The sequence below is a fragment of the Pseudomonas syringae pv. tagetis genome (genome assembly GCF_022557255.1).
Lineage (GTDB): Bacteria > Pseudomonadota > Gammaproteobacteria > Pseudomonadales > Pseudomonadaceae > Aquipseudomonas > Aquipseudomonas caricapapayae.
On sequence record NZ_CP092923.1, the window covers coordinates 2,637,514 to 2,656,263 of the forward strand.

General features: G+C 58.1%; 14 protein-coding genes. 6 read left to right on the forward strand and 8 right to left on the reverse strand.

Annotated features, from left to right (window positions below):
* Positions 1–43: 43 nt before the first annotated feature.
* Complete coding sequence (locus MME58_RS11905; protein WP_055005880.1) at positions 44–649, reverse strand: helix-turn-helix domain-containing protein; 606 nt, start codon at positions 647–649, stop codon at positions 44–46.
* 289 nt (positions 650–938) lie between these two features.
* Between MME58_RS11905 and glnT the strand changes: the two genes are divergently transcribed.
* The 5 genes from glnT (at position 939) to MME58_RS11930 (ending at position 7,164) form a co-directional block, all read left to right on the forward strand.
* Entirely contained in the window at positions 939–2,273 is a 1,335-nt protein-coding gene (gene glnT / locus MME58_RS11910) for a type III glutamate--ammonia ligase (protein ID WP_054985324.1), read from the forward strand.
* A 130-nt stretch (positions 2,274–2,403) separates the two neighbouring features.
* A complete protein-coding gene (locus MME58_RS11915; protein ID WP_054985323.1) occupies positions 2,404–3,324 on the forward strand; it encodes a class II glutamine amidotransferase in 921 nt (306 codons plus the stop codon).
* On the forward strand, positions 3,321–4,004 hold the full coding sequence (locus tag MME58_RS11920) for a GltB/FmdC/FwdC-like GXGXG domain-containing protein (protein WP_054985322.1): 684 nt from the start codon (positions 3,321–3,323) through the stop codon (positions 4,002–4,004). Before MME58_RS11915 ends, MME58_RS11920 begins: the two co-directional genes overlap by 4 nt.
* Positions 4,005–4,019: 15 nt before the next feature.
* Entirely contained in the window at positions 4,020–5,366 is a 1,347-nt protein-coding gene (locus tag MME58_RS11925; protein WP_054985321.1) for an FMN-binding glutamate synthase family protein, read from the forward strand.
* Positions 5,367–5,838: 472 nt separating this feature from the next.
* Positions 5,839–7,164 (forward strand): ammonium transporter, encoded by a 1,326-nt coding sequence (locus tag MME58_RS11930; protein ID WP_054987613.1) that lies wholly within the window; start codon positions 5,839–5,841, stop codon positions 7,162–7,164.
* A gap of 1,588 nt (positions 7,165–8,752) precedes the next feature.
* Here the strand turns inward: MME58_RS11930 and MME58_RS11935 are convergent.
* The 7 genes from MME58_RS11935 to MME58_RS11960 form a co-directional block, all read right to left on the reverse strand.
* On the reverse strand, positions 8,753–9,790 hold the full coding sequence (locus MME58_RS11935; protein WP_054988047.1) for an LLM class flavin-dependent oxidoreductase: 1,038 nt from the start codon (positions 9,788–9,790) through the stop codon (positions 8,753–8,755).
* A gap of 186 nt (positions 9,791–9,976) precedes the next feature.
* Complete coding sequence (locus MME58_RS27810) at positions 9,977–10,153, reverse strand: fumarate hydratase C-terminal domain-containing protein (protein ID WP_122239248.1); 177 nt, start codon at positions 10,151–10,153, stop codon at positions 9,977–9,979.
* 91 nt (positions 10,154–10,244) lie between these two features.
* On the reverse strand, positions 10,245–12,695 hold the full coding sequence (locus tag MME58_RS11940; RefSeq protein WP_055006592.1) for an RHS repeat-associated core domain-containing protein: 2,451 nt from the start codon (positions 12,693–12,695) through the stop codon (positions 10,245–10,247).
* Positions 12,692–15,301: a hypothetical protein gene (locus tag MME58_RS11945; RefSeq protein WP_055006591.1), complete on the reverse strand. Its 2,610-nt coding sequence runs from the start codon at positions 15,299–15,301 to the stop codon at positions 12,692–12,694. The genes MME58_RS11940 and MME58_RS11945 overlap by 4 nt, the downstream gene beginning before the upstream one ends.
* 118 nt (positions 15,302–15,419) lie before the next feature.
* Positions 15,420–16,442, reverse strand: coding sequence for a hypothetical protein (locus MME58_RS11950; RefSeq protein WP_055006590.1), 1,023 nt, complete (start codon positions 16,440–16,442; stop codon positions 15,420–15,422).
* Positions 16,443–16,681: 239 nt separating this feature from the next.
* Positions 16,682–17,017, reverse strand: a complete 336-nt coding sequence (locus MME58_RS11955) for a hypothetical protein (RefSeq protein WP_054988051.1) — start codon at positions 17,015–17,017, stop codon at positions 16,682–16,684.
* Between the two features lie 26 nt (positions 17,018–17,043).
* Positions 17,044–17,253: a hypothetical protein gene (locus MME58_RS11960; protein WP_055006589.1), complete on the reverse strand. Its 210-nt coding sequence runs from the start codon at positions 17,251–17,253 to the stop codon at positions 17,044–17,046.
* Between the two features lie 88 nt (positions 17,254–17,341).
* Here MME58_RS11960 and sfnG point away from each other — a divergent pair, with 88 nt between their 5' ends.
* Positions 17,342–18,442, forward strand: a complete 1,101-nt coding sequence (gene sfnG / locus MME58_RS11965; RefSeq protein WP_055006588.1) for a dimethylsulfone monooxygenase SfnG — start codon at positions 17,342–17,344, stop codon at positions 18,440–18,442.
* Positions 18,443–18,750: the final 308 nt, after the last annotated feature.

An 18,750-nucleotide genomic window follows, 5' to 3' on the forward strand; every position in this document is an offset into this window, starting at 1 on the left:
GCAAGTGCGGCGCGCTAAAAGGTACGCCGCTGTTGGTCTGAGCTCAATCCCCTTGCGCTCCGTAATTCATGATCGACAGCAGCTTGATCGGCACCTGCACCAGTTGCTCGGGACCATGGGGTATGTCGCCGTCGAATGTCAGGCTGTCCCCGGCCTGCATCGGGTACAACTGGTTGCCGTGGCGGTAGATCAGTTCGCCTTCCAGCAGGTGCAGAAACTCGGTGCCTGGGTGTGAGAACGTCGGGAACTCCTCGCTGGCATCGTCCATCGTCACCATGTAGGCCTCGAAGCTCTTCTTCGGCCCCCGGGTATGGTTGAGCAAGTGATAGGTGTGGCCTTTCTCGGTACCGCGTCTTACCACCTCAAGTCCTTCGTCGGCTTTGACCAGCAGTGCACCGCTGCCTTGCTGATCGTACTGGCTGAACAGTCTGGACATTGGCATGCCCAGCACGTCGCAAAGACGGCTGAGGTTGTCGAGGCTGGTCGACACCTGTGCATTCTCGATCTTGCTCAGCATGCCTTGACTGATACCGGCAATGCGCGCCACGTCGGCGAGCTTCAGTTCCTGAGCCTGACGCTGGCGTTTGATCTGAATGCCCAGGTATTGCTCAAGCTTCAATTTGGGATGCGGTTCTGTCGGCATATTCATCGGCTTTGCACGGTTTCCGTTCAATAATTTTTATTTCGCACTGGGAATGTGCATTTCAACGCTGTCGTTGAGCAGCCCGGTGCTGATTATTCCCTGTGAGAAAACGAGTTTCCCATATAAACAGCTGAATTACCCCAAGCGTGTGTATTCGTTTCCTGGCATACCAGCTTGGCAAGCGCTTTGCATTCTTAATGGGAAAGTAAATTTCCTGTTCGGAATATGTTTCGCCAGGCAATCCACTTAAAGGCTCTTCCCTGAAACGTTTTGCTCATGCCAGGAGACACGCCCAATGTTGCCACCCGAAACCCAGCGTCTGATCGAACAGCACGGTATCAAGTACGTGCTGGCTCAGTTCGTGGACATTCATGGTTCGGCCAAGACCAAATCGGTTCCTGTGACAGGCCTGGAAATGGTTGCAGAGGACGGCGCCGGGTTTGCCGGTTTCGCGATCTGCGGCATGGGCATGGAGCCTCATGGGCCAGACTTCATGGCCAGGGGTGAGCTGTCGTCGCTGACACCGGTGCCGTGGCAGCCGGGGTATGGGCGTGTGGTGTGCATCGGTCATGTGGATGGCAAACCGTGGCCCTATGACAGCCGCTATGTGTTGCAGCAGCAGGTCGAACGCCTCAGCCAGCGTGGCTGGACCCTCAATACCGGGCTGGAGCCCGAGTTCAGCCTGTTCAAACGCGATGGCGCGGGTAGCCTGCAGATGGTCGATGCCAGCGATAACCTCGACAAGCCTTGCTATGACTACAAAGGACTGTCGCGTTCGCGTGAGTTTCTCGAACGCTTGACCGAGGCGCTGCAGCCGGTGGGCTTTGACATTTATCAGATCGACCATGAAGACGCCAACGGCCAGTTCGAGATCAATTACACCTACAGCGAGGCCATGGAATCGGCGGACCGCTTTACCTTTTTCCGTATGGCAGCCGGGGAGATCGCCAATGACATGGGCATGATCTGCTCGTTCATGCCCAAGCCCGATCCAAAGCGCGCCGGCAACGGCATGCACTTTCACCTGTCGATTGCCAGCGCCAGCAATAAAAACCTGTTTCACGACGCCAGTGACCCGAGCGGCATGGGCCTGTCGAAGATGGCTTATCACTTCGCGGCAGGCTTGCTGGCTCACGGCCCTGCGCTGTGTGCCTTCGCAGCCCCGACGGTCAACTCCTACAAGCGCCTGGTGGTCGGTAATTCGCTGTCCGGAGCAACCTGGGCTCCGGCGTTCATCGCCTTTGGTGCCAACAACCGTTCGGCGATGGTGCGCGTGCCTTATGGCCGTCTGGAGTTTCGTCTGCCGGATGCCGGTTGCAATCCGTACCTGGTCAGCGCCGCGATCATTGCCGCAGGGCTGGATGGCATCGACCGGCAATTGGAAATCGATCACGTCTGCAACGAGAACCTCTACACATTGAGCCTGGAAGAGATTGCCGCACGGGGCATTGAGACCCTGCCGCAGTCGCTCAAGGAAGCCTGCGACGCGCTGGAAGCCGACCCGTTGTTCGCCGAGGTGCTGGGCAACGAGATCGTTGGCGAATTCATCCGCCTCAAGCGCATGGAATGGGTGGAATACAGCCGTCATGTCAGCGATTGGGAAGTGAAGCGCTATATCGAGTTTTTCTAGCTGCATGTTTCAGGCTTCAAGCTGCAACAAGAAGCTGGATTGCGGCGTATTTGATTTCTCTGTCTATGCGGTGGGCTTTTAGCTTGAAGCTTTATCTAAAAGCTTGCCGCTCCCGAACAAGGTGAGGCTTATGTGCGGAATCGTTGGTTTGTATCTGAAAAACCCGGCGCTGGAGTCGCAACTCGGCAAATTGTTCGAGCCGATGCTCGAAGCCATGACGGACCGTGGGCCGGATAGCGCCGGTTTTGCCATTTACGGTGATGAGGTGGTGCAGGGCTGGGTCAAGCTGACCTTGCAGGCCGCTACTGAGCAGTATGATTTTCAAGCGCTGATGACTGCGTTGCAGGGGCGGTTGAAAGCGCCGCTTGACTGGTTTCAGAACGCCAGTGCTGTGGTCTTGAAAGTTCAGGCAGACGAAGGCCCGGTGCGTGCTGTGCTGACGGAGCTGGCACCCACCGTCCGTATCATGAGCGCCGGACAGAGTATCGAGATTCTCAAGGGCATGGGCCTGCCCAGAGAGATATCCGCGCGTTTCGGCCTGGCGTCCATGAAGGGCAGCCACATTATCGGGCATACCCGTATGGCCACCGAAAGCGCGGTGACCATGGAAGGCAGCCATCCGTTTTCCACGGGCTCCGACCTGTGCCTGGTGCATAACGGTTCGCTGTCCAATCATTTTCGTCTGCGCCAGAACCTGCGCCGCGAAGGTATTCATTTCGAGACCGACAACGACACCGAAGTAGCCGCCGGTTATCTGGCCTGGCGTCTGCAGCAGGGCGACACCCTTGAACAGGCGCTCGACAAGTCGCTTGAAGACCTTGATGGCTTTTTCACCTTCGCTATCGGTACCCGCAATGGCTTCGCGGTGATTCGCGATCCGATTGCCTGCAAACCGGCAATTCTTGCCGAAACCGACGATTACGTCGCCATGGCCTCGGAATATCAGGCGCTGTCCAGCCTGCCGGGGATCGAAAACGCCAAAGTCTGGGAACCGGCCCCGGCCACCATGTACATCTGGGAACGCGAGTCAGTCGAGGGAGCACGCCCATGAAAACCGTCGATCTTTCCAGCGCCACCGTGCGCGATCTCAACCAGGCCCTGCACGATCAGGTCAGGCAACTGCAGGACCGTGAGTGGTTGGTCACCCATCCTGACGGCGCGCATAACCTGGCGGTCGGCGTCAACGAAGCCATCTCCATCGATATTCAGGGGCATGCCGGTTATTACTGTGCGGGCATGAATCAGAAAGCTTCGATCACCGTGCACGGCAATGTCGGCGTTGGCTGCGCAGAAAACATGATGTCCGGCGCAGTGCGCGTCAAAGGCAGCGCCTCCCAGGCTGCCGGCGCGACGGCGCACGGCGGTCTGCTGGTGATTGAAGGCGACGCCGGAGCGCGTTGTGGCATCTCCATGAAAGGTATCGACATCGTGGTCGGCGGCAGCATCGGCCACATGAGCTGCTTCATGGGCCAGGCCGGTCGTCTGGTGGTCTGCGGTGACGCAGGCGATGCACTGGGCGACTCGCTGTATGAAACGCGGATCTACGTCAAAGGCAAGGTCGAGTCGCTGGGTTCTGACTGCATCGCCAAGGAGATGCGTGAAGAACATCTGCAGGAGCTGCAGGAGTTGCTCAATCGTGCGGGCTTCAACGAGAAGGCTGCGGATTTCAAACGTTACGGGTCGGCCCGTCAGCTTTACAACTTCAAAGTCGATAACGCCTCCGCGTACTGATCCAGGAGCAATACCATGAGCGACCCTATCAGCCATAAACCTGCTCCGGTTCTGCGCGAGTCGGCCACTTTCGATCGCCTGACCATTCAGGAAATCCAGCGAGCTGCGGAAACCGGGATCTACGATATCCGTGGCGGCGGTACCAAACGCAAGCTGCCGCACTTCGATGATCTGCTGCTGCTCGGTGCCAGCGTGTCACGCTACCCACTGGAAGGTTATCGCGAGAAGTGCGGCACTGACGTGGTACTGGGCAATCGCTTTGCCAAAAAGCCTCTTTACCTGAAAATCCCGGTGACCATTGCCGGCATGAGCTTCGGCGCGTTGTCGGCCAATGCCAAGGAAGCACTGGGCCGTGGCGCGACCATCGCGGGCACCAGTACGACCACCGGCGACGGCGGTATGACCCCGGAAGAGCGCGGTCAGTCACAGCATCTGGTCTATCAGTACCTGCCATCGCGCTACGGCATGAACCCGGACGATCTGCGCAAGGCCGATGCCATCGAAATCGTCCTGGGGCAGGGGGCCAAACCGGGTGGTGGCGGCATGTTGCTGGGCATGAAAGTGACCGAGCGTGTGGCCGGCATGCGCACCTTGCCGGTCGGCGTCGATCAGCGTTCGGCATGCCGTCACCCGGACTGGACGGGGCCGGACGACCTTGCGATCAAGATTGCCGAGATTCGCGAGATCACCGACTGGGAAAAGCCGATCTACGTGAAGATTGGTGCCAGTCGTCCGTATTACGACGTCAAGCTGGCGGTGAAGGCCGGTGCTGACGTGATCGTGCTCGACGGCATGCAGGGCGGTACTGCCGCCACTCAGGAAGTGTTCATTGAACACGTCGGTATCCCGATTCTGCCCGCCATCCCGCAGGCGGTGCAGGCGTTGCAGGAGATGGGCATGCATCGTAAGGTGCAATTGATTGTCTCCGGCGGGATCCGCAACGGTGCCGACGTCGCCAAGGCCATGGCATTGGGCGCTGATGCGGTGGCGATCGGTACGGCTGCACTGATAGCGCTGGGTGACAACCATCCACGTCTCGACGAAGAGTTGAGAAAGATCGGCTCGGCAGCGGGTTACTACGACGACTGGCAGAACGGCCGCGACCCGGCGGGCATCACCACTCAGGACCCTGAACTGTCAAAACGTCTCGACCCCGTCGAGGGCGGACGGCGTCTGGCCAACTACCTGCGCGTGCTGGTCCTCGAAGCGCAGACCATGGCCCGAGCCTGCGGCAAGTCGCACTTGCACAATCTCGACCCTGAAGATCTGGTGGCACTGACTGTCGAGTCAGCAGCCATGGCCCGTGTGCCCTTGGCCGGCACGTCATGGATTCCGGGTTCTGGTTCAGGGTCGGGTTACTGACGCCATACCGTGCTTTTCGAACGCAATGGCACTGACGACGCAAATTGCGACGTTAGTGACGGCTGAGTCCTGGCGCTGATCCGGGGGTAACTCGGTAGGACGCCGAGTCAGCCGCACCGGGCCATGGATGGCCCGTTGCGGCGACCCGCGGATCAGCGTCAGGGCGAAGGAACCCGACGAAGTCGGGCCGGAAACGGAGCCAGGGGGTTTGGTTACTTTGGCCTCATCAAAGTAACTCGCCGAGGGGCGAAAAGGTGACCTGAGTCGAACACCCATCCACGTTACATCACAGAACCGCTGTGTGACGCAGAGTGTCACGAAATGCATTAACACGCGGAGCGTGGGAACAAGAATTGAGTACATCCCTACGGGGTGCACGACGATGAACCCTCAAGAGGCCGAAGAGCCTCGCCTTTCTGAATGACCTTCTTTGCTGCCAGACACTTTCCATTCATTTGCGGGAGCTTTGAACATGGTCACTCGTCTACTCGGCAAATCCCTTAAAGCGTTATTCGCGCTCGGCGCCTTTGCTCCGATTGTGCAGGCAGCTGACACGCCTGTTCTGAACACCGGCAGCACTGCGTGGATGATTACTGCGGCGGTGCTGGTGCTGTTCATGTGCCTGCCGGGGCTGGCACTGTTTTACGGCGGTCTGGTACGGGCAAAGAACATGCTCTCGCTGTTCACCCAGTGTTTCGGCATTGCCGGGGTCGTGGGCGTGTTGTGGGTTATCTACGGCTACAGCATGGTGGTGGACACCAGCAACATGGTCGAAGGGCAGGTGAGCTTCAACAGCTTTGTCGGTGGACTGAGCCGTGCGTTTCTGGCCGGCATGACACCTGACAGCCTGGTCGGTGACATCCCTGAAGGCGTGTTCGTGACCTTTCAGATGACCTTCGCCATCATCACGCCGGCGCTGATTGCCGGGGCCTTCGCCGAACGCATGAAGTTCTCTGCGGCGCTGCTGTTCATGGCACTGTGGTTCACCCTGGTGTACGCGCCTGTCGCACATATGGTCTGGGGCGGCGCAGGGGCGCTGATGCATAACTGGGGCGTGCTGGATTTCGCCGGTGGTACCGCCGTGCACATCAATGCGGGTGTTGCAGCATTGGCGGCATGTCTGGTGCTGGGCAAGCGCAAGGGTTATCAGAATGCCCCGATGCCTGCGCACAATCTGAGCCTGACCATGGCGGGTGCTGCAATGCTCTGGGTCGGCTGGTTCGGCTTCAATATTGGCTCTGGTGGCGGCCTGAGCGGTACTTCCGGAATCGTCATGCTCAATACGCAAGTGGGGGCATGCGCCGGGATACTTGGCTGGATGTTCACCGAATGGTTCAAGGTCGGAAAACCCAGCGCTCTGGGTCTGGCAAGCGGCGCATTGGCGGGTCTGGTCGGTATCACCCCGGCGTGTGCCTACGTCGGAGTCGGCGGGGCACTGGCCATCGGCGTGCTGTGCGGAGTGTTCTGCTACCTGAGCGTGACCGTGCTGAAAAAGCGTCTGGGTTATGACGACAGCCTCGACGTCTTCGGCCTGCACGGCATCGGCGGCATGATCGGTGCAGTGCTGACCGGCGTGTTCTGCGTGCCTTCACTGGGTGGTCTGGTGCCGGATGTCGGCATGGGCACCCAAGTGATTGCCCAGATCAAAGGCGTGCTGTTCACCACGGTCTACTGCTTCGCAGTCAGCTGGATCATTCTCAAGGCCGTGCAGGCACTGATCGGCTTGCGCGCGCATGAATCAGTGGAAGAAATGGGCCTGGACCTGGCCGAGCATAACGAACGCGCCTACAACCATTGAAAGGGCTGCCCATATATTCATTGAGGCTCGGCATCACATCCGTGCTGGAGCGCAATGTCATGCGTTGCTACAAGCGCTTTTTAATCGCGATGTCACTGACGACGCCGAGTGCGACGTAAGTGACGGCTGAGTCCTGGCGCTGATTCGTGGGTAGCCTGGCAGGACGCCAGGCTAGCCGCACCGGGCCATGGATGGCCCGTGCGGCGACCCGCGGATCAGCGTCAGGGCGAAGGGACCCGACGAACTCGGGCCGGAAACGAAGCCAGGGGATTTGGTTACTTTGGCCCCATCAAATTAACTCGCCGAGGGGCGAAAAGCCGACCTGAGTCGAACCCCAATCTACCTGACATCACAGAACCGCTGTGTGACGCAGAGCGTCACGAACTGCGTCCCCACGCGGGAGCGTGGGGACGATAGTCAACGCAGTGCTTTTCAACCCCGGTGGCACAGACAACGCAGAGTGCGACGTAAGTGACGGCTGAGTCCTGGCGCTGATCCGGGGGTAGCCTGGCAGGACGCCAGGCTAGCCGCACCGGGCCATGGATGGCCCGTTGCGGCGACCCGCGGATCAGTGACAGGACGAAGGAACCCGACGCAGTCGGGCCGGAAATGGAGCCAGGGGCTTTGGTTACTTTGGCCCCATCAAAGTAACTCGCCGAGGGGCGAAAAGCCGACCTGAGCCGAACCCTAATCCCCTGACATCACAAAACCGCCGTGTGACGCAGAGCGTCACGAACTGCATGCCGACGCGGAGCGTCGGCACGATATTCAAAACAAGGTCGTGCCTTGATCGTGGTAACTGCCAACGAAGTGCTTTTCAACCCCGGTGGCACAGACAACGCAGAGTGCGACGTAAGTGACGGCTGAGTCCTGGCGCTGATCCGGGGGTAGCCTGGCAGGACGCCAGGCTAGCCGCACCGGGCCATGGATGGCCCGTTGCGGCGACCCGCGGATCAGTGACAGGACGAAGGAACCCGACGCAGTCGGGCCGGAAATGGAGCCAGGGGCTTTGGTTACTTTGGCCCCATCAAAGTAACTCGCCGAGGGGCGAAAAGCCGACCTGAGCCGAACCCTAATCCCCTGACATCACAAAACCGCCGTGTGACGCAGAGCGTCACGAACTGCATGCCGACGCGGAGCGTCGGCACGATATTCAAAACAAGGTCGTGCCTTGATCGTGGTAACTGCCAACGAAGTGCTTTTCAACCCCGGTGGCACAGACAACGCAGAGTGCGACGTAAGTGACGGCTGAGTCCTGGCGCTGATCCGGGGGTAGCCTGGCAGGACGCCAGGCTAGCCGCACCGGGCCATGGATGGCCCGTTGCGGCGCCCCGCGGATCAGTGACAGGACGAAGGAACCCGACGCAGTCGGGCCGGAAACGGAGCCAAGGGCTTTGGTTACTTTGGCCCCATCAAAGTAACTCGCCGAGGGGCGAAAAGCCGACCTGAGCCGAACCCCAATCCATCTGACATCCCAGAACCGCCGTGTGACGCAGAGCGTCACGAACTGCATTCCCACGCGGAGCATGGGAACGATCAAGATCAATTCTGAGCAGCATTTTCAGTGCTCCTCAGACAATCTCGACACTCAACGAAACACCGGCACCACTTGCTTGATGAACAGTTCGAGCGACTTTTTCTTCTCGGCGTGCGGCAGGCTGTTGTCGCACCAAAAGCTGAACTCGTCGACACCCAGCTCCTGGTAGTGGCGAATGCGCGGGATGATCTCCTCCGGAGTACCGATCATGGTGTTCTTGCGAATGTTCTCCAGCTCGAACTCCGGCCGTTCCTTGAACTTCTCTTCCGGGCTGGGGGCCAAAAAGCCGTTGACCGGCGTCTGTTTGTTGCCAAACCACGCGTCAAAAGTGCGGTAGAACTTCGCGATAGCGGTGGCGCCCACCTTCCAGCCTTCAGGATCGTCCGCCGCATGCACATGCGTGTGGCGCAGCACCATCAGTTGCGGGCGGGGCACGTCCGGGTTGTTGACCAGCGCCGCTTCGAACTTGTTCTTAAGGTCGACAACTTCCTCATCGCCTTTCATCAATGGCGTGACCATCACGTTACAGCCGTTCTGCACGGCGAAGTTATGCGAATCAGGGTCCCGTGCTGCAATCCACATTGGCGGAGTGTTGATCGGCTTGGGCACCGAGGTTGAAGTGGGGAATTTCCAGATATCACCATCGTGGGCGTAGTCGCCCTGCCACAAGGCACGCACTACCGGCACCATCTCACGCAGCGCCTTGCCGCCTTCGGAGGCTGGCATGCCGCCCGCCATCCGGTCGAACTCCACTTGATAGGCTCCGCGTGCCAGGCCGACTTCCATACGCCCGTTGCTGATCACATCCAGCAACGCGCATTCTCCCGCCACCCGCAAGGGATGCCAGAACGGCGCGATAATGGTGCCCGCGCCCAGATGAATGCGAGTGGTTCTGGCGGCCAGATAGGCCAGCAGCGGCATAGGGCTTGGCGAGATGGTGTATTCCATCGCATGGTGCTCGCCGATCCACACGGTACTGAAGCCACCTTGCTCGGCCATCAGCGTCAGCTCGGTCAGGTCTTCGAAAAGCTGACGATGGCTGACACTTTCATCCCAGCGTTCCATGTGCACGAACAACGAAAACTTCATGACACTTACCTCGCTTAAATCCTGGCGCCTGCACGGGCGTGATGAGTTATTGTTGTCTGATGGTATACCGTAATACTTTACGTGCAAGTGTTTTTTGCGCCCGATGTTGTGGCCGCACAAGAAGGCAGCCGAAAGGAAAAACACCTCATGGGGTGGTAATCGTGTTACAGCTTTAAGCGCACAGCATCACAAGCGCATGTCAGGCTTTGCAGTGTGGCTAGAGACATGTTTATCGGGCTTCCATCGCCAGTCTGGCACTGATCTTCTTCCGCCAGAGGGCGATGTGTACCGATTTCGCCCCTTGCTGTCGACAGCGACAGTAACCGGCATGACGTTGACTTTGAATTCGTCGATCGCTTCCATGCTTGGTCAGGGCCGTGAAGGCGAGCGTCTGGTTTTCATGCCATTCGCGTCGCCCTTGGTAACGTCTTTATCTTGTCAGGTGACTGCTGCTTCAGACGGGATAAAACATTTTTGGTACTGCGAGTTCGAACTTGGGTGTGTCGATAAAAGGCCCGCGCTTGTTGGCGAATATCCTTTGCCACGCTGATATTTTCGACAAGGGTGCAGTCGTGCCCTGCATCGTTCTGTATGTACTCAATGGGATTTGCATGGTTGCAATTGTTCCAGGATAGACCTTGCCCGCGTAGGCTTGTACAGGACGCTTAAGCACGTTGGCGACAGTCTGTGCGGCGCCGTTTTCTGCCCCCCAGCAGGAAAGCAGGACGATTTTCTGATTGGCCGGGTAGCCGATTGCGTCCAGTTGAGGGGCAATCAGATCCCTGGCAACGTTCCTTGCCGAGTCGCCCACGCCCTCAGCGTTCATGAGTTTTCCGGTAATACCACCATGGGTCATGAATGCTGCATCGTCGGTGTTCCAAATGCGCTTGATAAAGGCCACATCGGGTTCCCTTGCGGCTCTCTCAAAATAGATATCGGCCCTGCCTGAGCTGTATGCCGGCTTGATCGCGACCGACCTTCCGAATGTCGATCCAGCGCGTCCGGATGAGCGGGCCGCTCTGGCTGCCAGTTTGCCCATTATTGCCGGGGTCATCTCCAGTCCGATTCCGGCCAGGCCGGTGCCCAAGGATACCCATCCAAGAATGCTTGCGGCCTTCTGATCGTGGCCCGTAGCTTCCAGCACCATGGAGGCGATGCCGGTGCTCAGAGAAATGGCGCTCAGTGTGGCGGCACCGATCGCCATGGCGCCTGTTGCGCTGAGCGATGAAGCGCCGGCAGCAAACAGCGTGGCCAGGACTGGCGCAGCAGCGCCGAGTGTGGAAATCGTGGCCATTGCACCAATGGCCATACCTATGCCGCTCAGCGCGTAGGTCACCCAGCTATGGCCGTCCGGGTCGATGCGGTTTACCGGATCGCCGCCGCAGTAGGAATAAGGGTTCAGGCCGCCGCGACCGAACGGACTTGCACTGTCGGGGCTGAGGAAGCACATGAGAACCGGATCGTATGGGCGATAGTCCCCAGGGATATACCAGCCGGTGAAGTCATCTACGCGTTCGCCGGCAAATCCGAACGGGTTGCGAGAATCACGGCGGGGTTCTGCACCATGAGGCGTATAGGTTCGCAAAGGCTCTTCGTCCTTTACGCGCACGCTGCCTTGAGCATCAGTGCCCAGTAGCAAGGTTTCCCGGACAGCGGCACTGAGTCGGGTCAGTGCAAACAATGACTGGCCGTCACTGATCACAGCGCATGTTTCGCCCTGTCGTTGCTCGTGGGTCATCTGGTTGCCGCTGAAAAAACTGCGCGTCAGGTCGCCAGCGAGAAGGCGGTCGGTGAGGTGCCCCGACGGATCATAGCCATACTCGCAGGCGATGCCGTCGCGGCTGACCGTGACCAGCCGGTCCTGCTCATCCCAGACGAGAAGGCGTCCCAGACTGTCCTCGACAACCCGACCGCAGGCGTCATAACGCAGGTCTATGCGCGCAGGCCACGATGCGTGAGTGTGCGTGACTTTTATTACCCTGGTCGGGTCGGTCGGGGCATAACTGAATGCGGCCTCGTCTTGGCTGCTATCGGTGAAATGACTGACTACCTTTTGGTAGCCGTCCAGCGCGTTGAGGGTAAATACCTGCGCCACGATACGATTGCCGAATGGATCGGCAGGGGCCGCGGCTGGATCGGCGGTATAGCGGATCAGTCGCCCGCGATCATCGTAGGCGAAAGTTTCCTCGCCATGCTCTTGGCCGTCATCCCATGAGCGCGATGTCATCCGGTCCAGAGAGCAGTAGCCCAAGGTTTGGGTAACTGTGCGGGCAGTGTCCTTGTCGATCACCTTGAAGGTTCGCGTGTGTTCGCGCCCCATTACGTCGTAGGTAAAGGTCTTGATCAGTTGTTTGCCATTGTCGGTATCACGCGTAACGACCCTGGCGGGGCGTGAAAAGTCGTCGTAGCCAAAGACGGTCTCAAGCGCCCCGACGTTCAATTGCTGCAATCGACCTACGCCATCGTAATGGCGTTCGTGGGTATTGCCTGTGGCGTCGTCGAAACCGAGTAGCAGGCCATTGAGCGAATACCGCCAGTGGGTAATGTGTTGCTGATCATCGACTGTCCAGACATCGCTTTCGGGATGACCGCTGGGGGTGTAGCTCCATTGCTGCCGCCCCAGCCCTCCTGTGGCACTGGTCGGCTGAGCCAGACGCGGGTGATAGCTGATTTCATCGGGTGTCTGGCCAGCAAGCTGCGTACCGAGCAATTGGTTACCCAGTTGAGGTTCGTAGATGAATGCGAGCCGTTTACCATCGGCCAACGTGTTGGCAGCAGGTGGTAGCTGTCCGGCCTGGTAATGAAACCGGGTGACACGTCCCCCCGTTTCGACGGTGAGCTGACGGCCCAGTCCATCGAACGACTGGCGTCCGATAACCATTGGAGTGGTGCTGGAAGTGGTCATGCTGATGCCTCCGTGGCGGGCGTGACGATAACTGTTTCGGGGTGGTGGCCATCGCTGTGCGGGGCAAATGTCCAATTGATGATCGTGCCGTCCGGCAAATGACGTTCGATGACGCGTGAATAGGCGTCAAAGCGTGAGCCGGTGACGATATCCGCTTGGCCATGCACCTTGACGCGCTCTTCGATCACACGGTCCAGGCCGTCGCGAATCAGCACCGTGGTGCGGACCAGATGGTCTTTCTGGTCATACAGCTGTTGCTCTACAGGACTCGTGGCGATATTGCACAGGGTTACACTGCGCGGGCTTCGTTGTTGCGAAGTCTGTTGCCATTGCTCGGTACGCAGCGAGACCGGGTCGTGCCGGGTGTGTGCCACGACCCCGTCGGCTGTCTCGATGCATGACACACTGCCCCAGTCGTCATAACGAATGGCGGTGGTAGACTTCAGCGGCGTTTCGCTGCCGGGCAGCCAATCCTGGGCTGACTGGAGAACCGGGCGACCCAAGGCGTCGTATACAGTGTACGCGATCTTGCGGAACGTCCCTGGGGCCTGGTCGATGTCGTCCAGTTCGACGCACACCACTCGTCCTTCGCCATCGAGCCAATTGCGCTTGCGTTGGCCGGTGACATCAGTCTGTTCGACCATGACGGGGTTGATCGCTTCATCCGCACGAAAAGTAAGCGCCACGGCGTCGCCTACGTGGTAGGCCGCGGTGGTGACCGCCTCGAAGTCGCTGCCCTGGGCGACGATCTTTCGGTTGATGCGGCCAAGCAGGTCGTATTCGTAACAGGTACGTACGCCTGATTCACTTTGCTCCAGCGTTGTAAGGCCGGTGATGAGTGATTGGCAGCTGCTGCTGACGGAGCGGTTTTGCGCGTTTTTTTCAAAGCCTTCAACGGACACGTAGGTAACCCGTTGGTCCCCGTCGATTTCATAACGGTACGTAGTGATGGTATCCAGACCATTGAGCGTGTTGACCGAGCTGGCAAGGCTGCCATAGCAGGCGTTGCGGGCGGACACGTAGTGCTGGCGAGTGGTTTCCAGCAAGCGGTCGCGGGTAACGTCACGGGCTTGTTCGCTGACCACGATCGACTGCGACAGTCCGTCTTCCAGCAGCGACTCGAGCGCTTCGTAAGTGTACGCGATGGAGATGACCGAGGCCTGGTTCGCCGTATTCTGGTGGACAGGAGCCGGAACGATGGTTTTACTTTTCAAATACCTGACCATACCCAGCGCATCGGCAGGGCAGCCCTCGGCACCTTGTGCCGGGTAATACTCGCTGTGCTCCTGTACCCCGGTCGCATAACGGGTGTGCGTGACGTTGCCGTACTCGTCGTACCGGTACTCGGTCTGTTCACTGCGGCGGGCATTGTCGTGGGCGTGGTCGATATACGTGGTGATCGTGTTGTGCGGCAACTGACACCAGGCCGGTTGCTGCTCCCATGTCAGCGCGGGATCGATGCCATAGAGGGTTTCGATCTGCACTTCGCAGTCTCCCTTCAGCGAAGTTTCCAGAGTCAGCAGGTGAAACCTGTTCCAGGTCCGGGTAATGGTCGCCAACAGCTGATTGTCGCTGTCGTGCTGGGTTTCGATGAGTTCATACTCATAATCGCGCTCGACCTGATAGAGGTTGTCCTGCCCGTGTTTCCAGTCGAAGCCCTGATCGCTGCCGAAACCGAGAAAGTTATGATCGCCGATCCATTGATAGGCACGATGCAGTTCACCTGCGCCTCCGGCAGAATGGGTCCAGGTCGCGACGCGCGGCAAATGCCGAAACGGTGCGGCTTCCGGCAGTTGATGCCCGTTTTCTCCAGTAGCCCAGTGGACGATATCCACGGCTCCCAAGGGCCCGGAAACCTCCACGGGAAACAGCAACTCAGCACCAGGGGCAACCGGTTGAGCCTGATAGCTGAACGAGAATGCTCGGTCGATTTCGGGCAGATAAACCTCGTTGAGCTGATCATTGCTCAGCATCAGGCGCAGGGCGGTGCAGGTATGGTCACTGTCCGGGTGGCTGATGAAGTGCACTTCGCCGTTTTTACTGACGACCTGCATCAAGGTTCCGTTTTCGTCACGAATAGTGTCGACGATGCACTGGCTCTCGCCGAACGGCATCCAGTCGATGAACAGGCGACGACCTTCCGGGCTGCGCATTTCGCTGAGCAGATAGTTGCCGTTGTCCTGTCGGGTGAGTATTTCGCTGTTTCCGGATTTCAGATCCACTCTGAAGGTGTTTTCGGCGGTCCGAATGACCCGCATGGCGCGGAGTTTGTAGTCGAGAAACGCCAATTCCCCGCCGATGTTCAGGTCAGAGTTTGCCCAGTCCACTGCAAATTGCTCCCCCGATACCAAACGCAACATGGGGGCGTCTGGATTGAGGTTCAGCTCGGACAGGTTCAGCGACCAACCCAGACCGAACCCCCGGTTTTGTGTCGAGCCCAGTGGGCTGAAGGCCAATGTCGGGGTAAGGGAAGGGCCTGCCAGATGATTGGCGGGTGCCAGTGGCAGGCTCATTGCCAACGTGAACTGCCCGGTACGTGGATCAACACCTGTTTTAACGAAGCCCAGAAAGTTGCTGGCCTGGGAATGGATTTCCTGAGTTGACATGGTTCACCTATATGCAGACGCTGCACTAAAAGCGCGCAGTGATGAATGCACCGCCGGTGCGTGTCGTAGACGCATCAGGCGGCGGCATGATTTCCATACTATTAGCGTGCTTATGGATTCAGTCGTAGCGTTTGAACGCTATGGTGTTGCCACTATCACCCTGAGTCAGCTCAATACGTGTTTCATTACCATACGGGTCCAGTAATCCCCATCGGCTTTGTTGACGATATTCGTTTGGCGGGCTTTCAAAAGGACCGTAGTACGTCTTGGCTCGAACAAAGTTCATATGGCCCGGTTTATTATTTACGGTAATGGTGCTGTCTTTAATTCTGAGCGTTAGCGCGGTGCCCATTTCTATCGCATAGTGAATGTAATAAAAGCGGTAGTCTGTCCCCGTGACGGATGTCTGCCGTGAATAACAGTCACTGTAATAGCTGTGGTGCCGTGGTGTCTGCTCACCACCGGATGGACTGACTTGTGCAGCGGAGGGCCATCGCGATTTTCTGCGCCTGCTGGCCTGAGTGGACCAGACGTCTATGCTCGACCAGACCGGGTCGTACGGGATCGACTTAATGATTCGGCGGCCAGGGGCTTTGAATGACAGGTAATAGATATCTATGTCAGTATCATATTTGGATACCGTGTCCTCACGGGTGACAACAAAGTCCTCATGTTCATAGCGCAAAGGAGTAAGCGATTCGATGATGATCGAAGAGTTGAAAGCGCCCCCGTCAGTAACATGGTGAGTGTCTGCGTTCTTCGAGATACGGGCATAGACCCTGTCCAGCGAGCCGCCGGCCCGGGAAGAGGAAATGTAAAAGCGTTGGCGAAGAACGGCGCCTTTTAGTTCCAGGTGAGCAAGCGGGGCAGAACCGGACGCCGCATAGTATTCAAAAAGTGTATCTCTGGTCCGGGACATGTGAAGTTCATGGGTCAGCTCTCGATAAACCCCGTCATCGCCCAAGGTGACCAGTGTGATGGAGTTGAGCTGCTCGGTGGTGATCGTTCCATTTCCACGAGGCGAGACAGAGACTGTGGCCTCAAGCTGCTGTCTGCCATTACCGAAAATGCGGTTGGCGTTGGAGGTGACTTCTATTTTGAATTGACTGAGCCAGGTATTGGCCGTGTTGGAGATATTCATGATTCCATCCTTGGTTGTGAATGGAATCGATTTAAGTACAGCTCGACAACCGATTGGATATAAATATGTATTGCATTTCGGCAGGGTTATTACAAAAGATTCATGTTTTTCCGGTTGCACTGCCGGTTCGTGGCGGCGCTGAAATACAAATCTGCCTAGGTGAACGGTATTGCCTTATGAAGTGCTTTCGGGCGCTTTGCATTCAGTCAGGGTTATCGATGTACCGGTTCAGGGCGAGATCAACTGCAGGCTTCTGACTCGATGTAGTCGGCTGTGGAATCGCGAATCACCGGCCCCATGCCGCTGACGGCGCGAGCCTGCTCCATGATCTCAAGAGTAGAACCGGTGCCCACCAGGTTCACCGTGTGATTGGCGCAGTTGTAGACGCGCTTGGAGTAGATCACCCCAAGCAGGCCGTCGCGCCGAGTGATCACTACTCGTTCTTTCGCGTTGCCGCTTTTTTCGACCAGCGCGTGCTGCCCGGTGGGATCATGAGGTACGGATATGGTTTTGCCTTCGGCATGCGCCGACAGTGCGGGGATCATCAAGGCCAGAAAACAGGCATGCAATTTCATCGGTGCTCCTGCGGATGAATGCGGTTTCATTGGATCCAAAATTTACTCTGGTCAAGCGATTCTGAATAGCGGAGCAGAATGCCTTCCGTCGGTTTGTCTTTGCCGAGATAAGGTGACACGCGTGTCAGCGGATCGAGCAGGGGCTGTTGCCCTGCCAACAGTGCTTCTACACCTTGCCGATGTACGGACAGTTGACGCTGCGAGACAGCCACGCTAACTGATTGATGCATATACATTTAATCATCTGGCACGGTTGCTGCTCTGCAGTTCTGCAAGCCCGTTCGACTAATGCGCTCGGGAAGCCGCAGTCAGAGGAGTGCCGATATGAGCCAATCTTCCATTAAATTTGCGTACTGGGTGCCGAACGTCAGCGGTGGCCTGGTCGTCAGCAAGATCGAACAGCGCACCAGCTGGACAATCGACTACAACCGCAAGCTGGCACAGATAGCCGAGCGGTCCGGCTTCGAGTATGCACTGACGCAAATCCGCTTCACCGCGGGTTATGGTGCCGAATTCCAGCACGAATCCGTGGCATTCAGCCATGCCTTGTTGGCGGCCACCGAAAAGCTCAAGGTAATTGCGGCGATATTGCCCGGGCCGTGGACGCCATCGGTTGCCGCCAAGCAACTGGCGACCATTGACCAGCTAACGGCCGGGCGCGTGGCGGTCAATATCGTCAGTGGCTGGTTCAAGGGCGAGTTTCAGGCCATCGGTGAACCCTGGCTGGAGCACGACGAGCGCTATCGGCGTTCCGAAGAGTTCATACGCGCCCTCAAGGGCATCTGGACCACCGACAATTTTACGTTCAAGGGCGACTTCTACCGCTTTCACGATTACACCCTCAAGCCCAAGCCGATCCAGCGTCCTCATCCCGAGGTCTTTCAGGGTGGCAGCTCGCGCGCTGCGCGGGACATGGCAGCCCGGGTTTCGGATTGGTACTTCACCAACGGCAACACGGTGGAAGGCATCAAGGCACAGGTTGATGACATCCGGGCGAAGGCGGCCGCAAACGGCCATTCGGTAAAGATCGGCGTCAATGCTTTCATTATCGCCAGGGATAGCGAAGAAGAGGCGCGTGCCGTGCTGGCCGAGATCGTCGACAAGGCCGATCCGGAGGCCGTGAATGCCTTTGGCGATGCCGCGAAACAGGCCGGCAAGGCCAGCCCGGAAGGCGAGGGTAACTGGGCCAAATCCACTTTTCAGGATCTGGTCCAGTACAACGATGGCTTCAAGACCAACCTGATCGGCACGCCACGCCAGATTGCAGAGCGCATTGTCGAACTCAAGTCCGTGGGCGTCGATCTGGTGCTTTCCGCATTCCTGCACTTCCAGGAAGAGGTCGCCTATTTCGGCGAGCATGTACTGCCTTTAGTGCGTGAGCTGGAAGCCGCAACACTGCGCAAACCCGTCGCTGCCACAGCCTGAGGCTGACGAACGCATTTAGCCTGTCGTGCCCGGTAAGCGAGCTTCGCTTACCACTCCAGCAAAAAAAGCCCCTTCAGAAAATCAGGTGCCACTGTGATCCAGTGCGCGCCTGCCTGCGTATGTTGAACCCCAATCAACCAATAGATCGCTGTGCGTGGCATTATGATGTCACTCTCTGGCATGCTTTATCGATGTCAGACCTTCAGGTATGGCCGAGCGCTTGCCGACAATGGCAGTTGATAGCGAAAAGGATTGTCGATGGCCCCTGAGCAATCAGGTGCGGTTTTCAGTAAAACCAGATGCACTGG

What these genes read in the sequence shown, in the direction of transcription:
- MME58_RS11945 (WP_055006591.1), bottom strand. Translation starts at nt 15,301, where the DNA reads ATGTCAACTCAGGAAATCCATTCCCAGGCCAGCAACTTTCTGGGCTTC.
- MME58_RS11925 (WP_054985321.1), top strand. Translation starts at nt 4,020, where the DNA reads ATGAGCGACCCTATCAGCCATAAACCTGCTCCGGTTCTGCGCGAGTCG.
- MME58_RS11915 (WP_054985323.1), top strand. Translation starts at nt 2,404, where the DNA reads ATGTGCGGAATCGTTGGTTTGTATCTGAAAAACCCGGCGCTGGAGTCG.
- MME58_RS11955 (WP_054988051.1), bottom strand. Translation starts at nt 17,017, where the DNA reads ATGAAATTGCATGCCTGTTTTCTGGCCTTGATGATCCCCGCACTGTCG.
- MME58_RS11960 (WP_055006589.1), bottom strand. Translation starts at nt 17,253, where the DNA reads ATGTATATGCATCAATCAGTTAGCGTGGCTGTCTCGCAGCGTCAACTG.
- MME58_RS11950 (WP_055006590.1), bottom strand. Translation starts at nt 16,442, where the DNA reads ATGAATATCTCCAACACGGCCAATACCTGGCTCAGTCAATTCAAAATA.
- MME58_RS11930 (WP_054987613.1), top strand. Translation starts at nt 5,839, where the DNA reads ATGGTCACTCGTCTACTCGGCAAATCCCTTAAAGCGTTATTCGCGCTC.
- sfnG (WP_055006588.1), top strand. Translation starts at nt 17,342, where the DNA reads ATGAGCCAATCTTCCATTAAATTTGCGTACTGGGTGCCGAACGTCAGC.
- MME58_RS11935 (WP_054988047.1), bottom strand. Translation starts at nt 9,790, where the DNA reads ATGAAGTTTTCGTTGTTCGTGCACATGGAACGCTGGGATGAAAGTGTC.
- MME58_RS27810 (WP_122239248.1), bottom strand. Translation starts at nt 10,153, where the DNA reads ATGGAAGCGATCGACGAATTCAAAGTCAACGTCATGCCGGTTACTGTC.
- MME58_RS11920 (WP_054985322.1), top strand. Translation starts at nt 3,321, where the DNA reads ATGAAAACCGTCGATCTTTCCAGCGCCACCGTGCGCGATCTCAACCAG.
- glnT (WP_054985324.1), top strand. Translation starts at nt 939, where the DNA reads ATGTTGCCACCCGAAACCCAGCGTCTGATCGAACAGCACGGTATCAAG.
- MME58_RS11940 (WP_055006592.1), bottom strand. Translation starts at nt 12,695, where the DNA reads ATGACCACTTCCAGCACCACTCCAATGGTTATCGGACGCCAGTCGTTC.
- MME58_RS11905 (WP_055005880.1), bottom strand. Translation starts at nt 649, where the DNA reads ATGAATATGCCGACAGAACCGCATCCCAAATTGAAGCTTGAGCAATAC.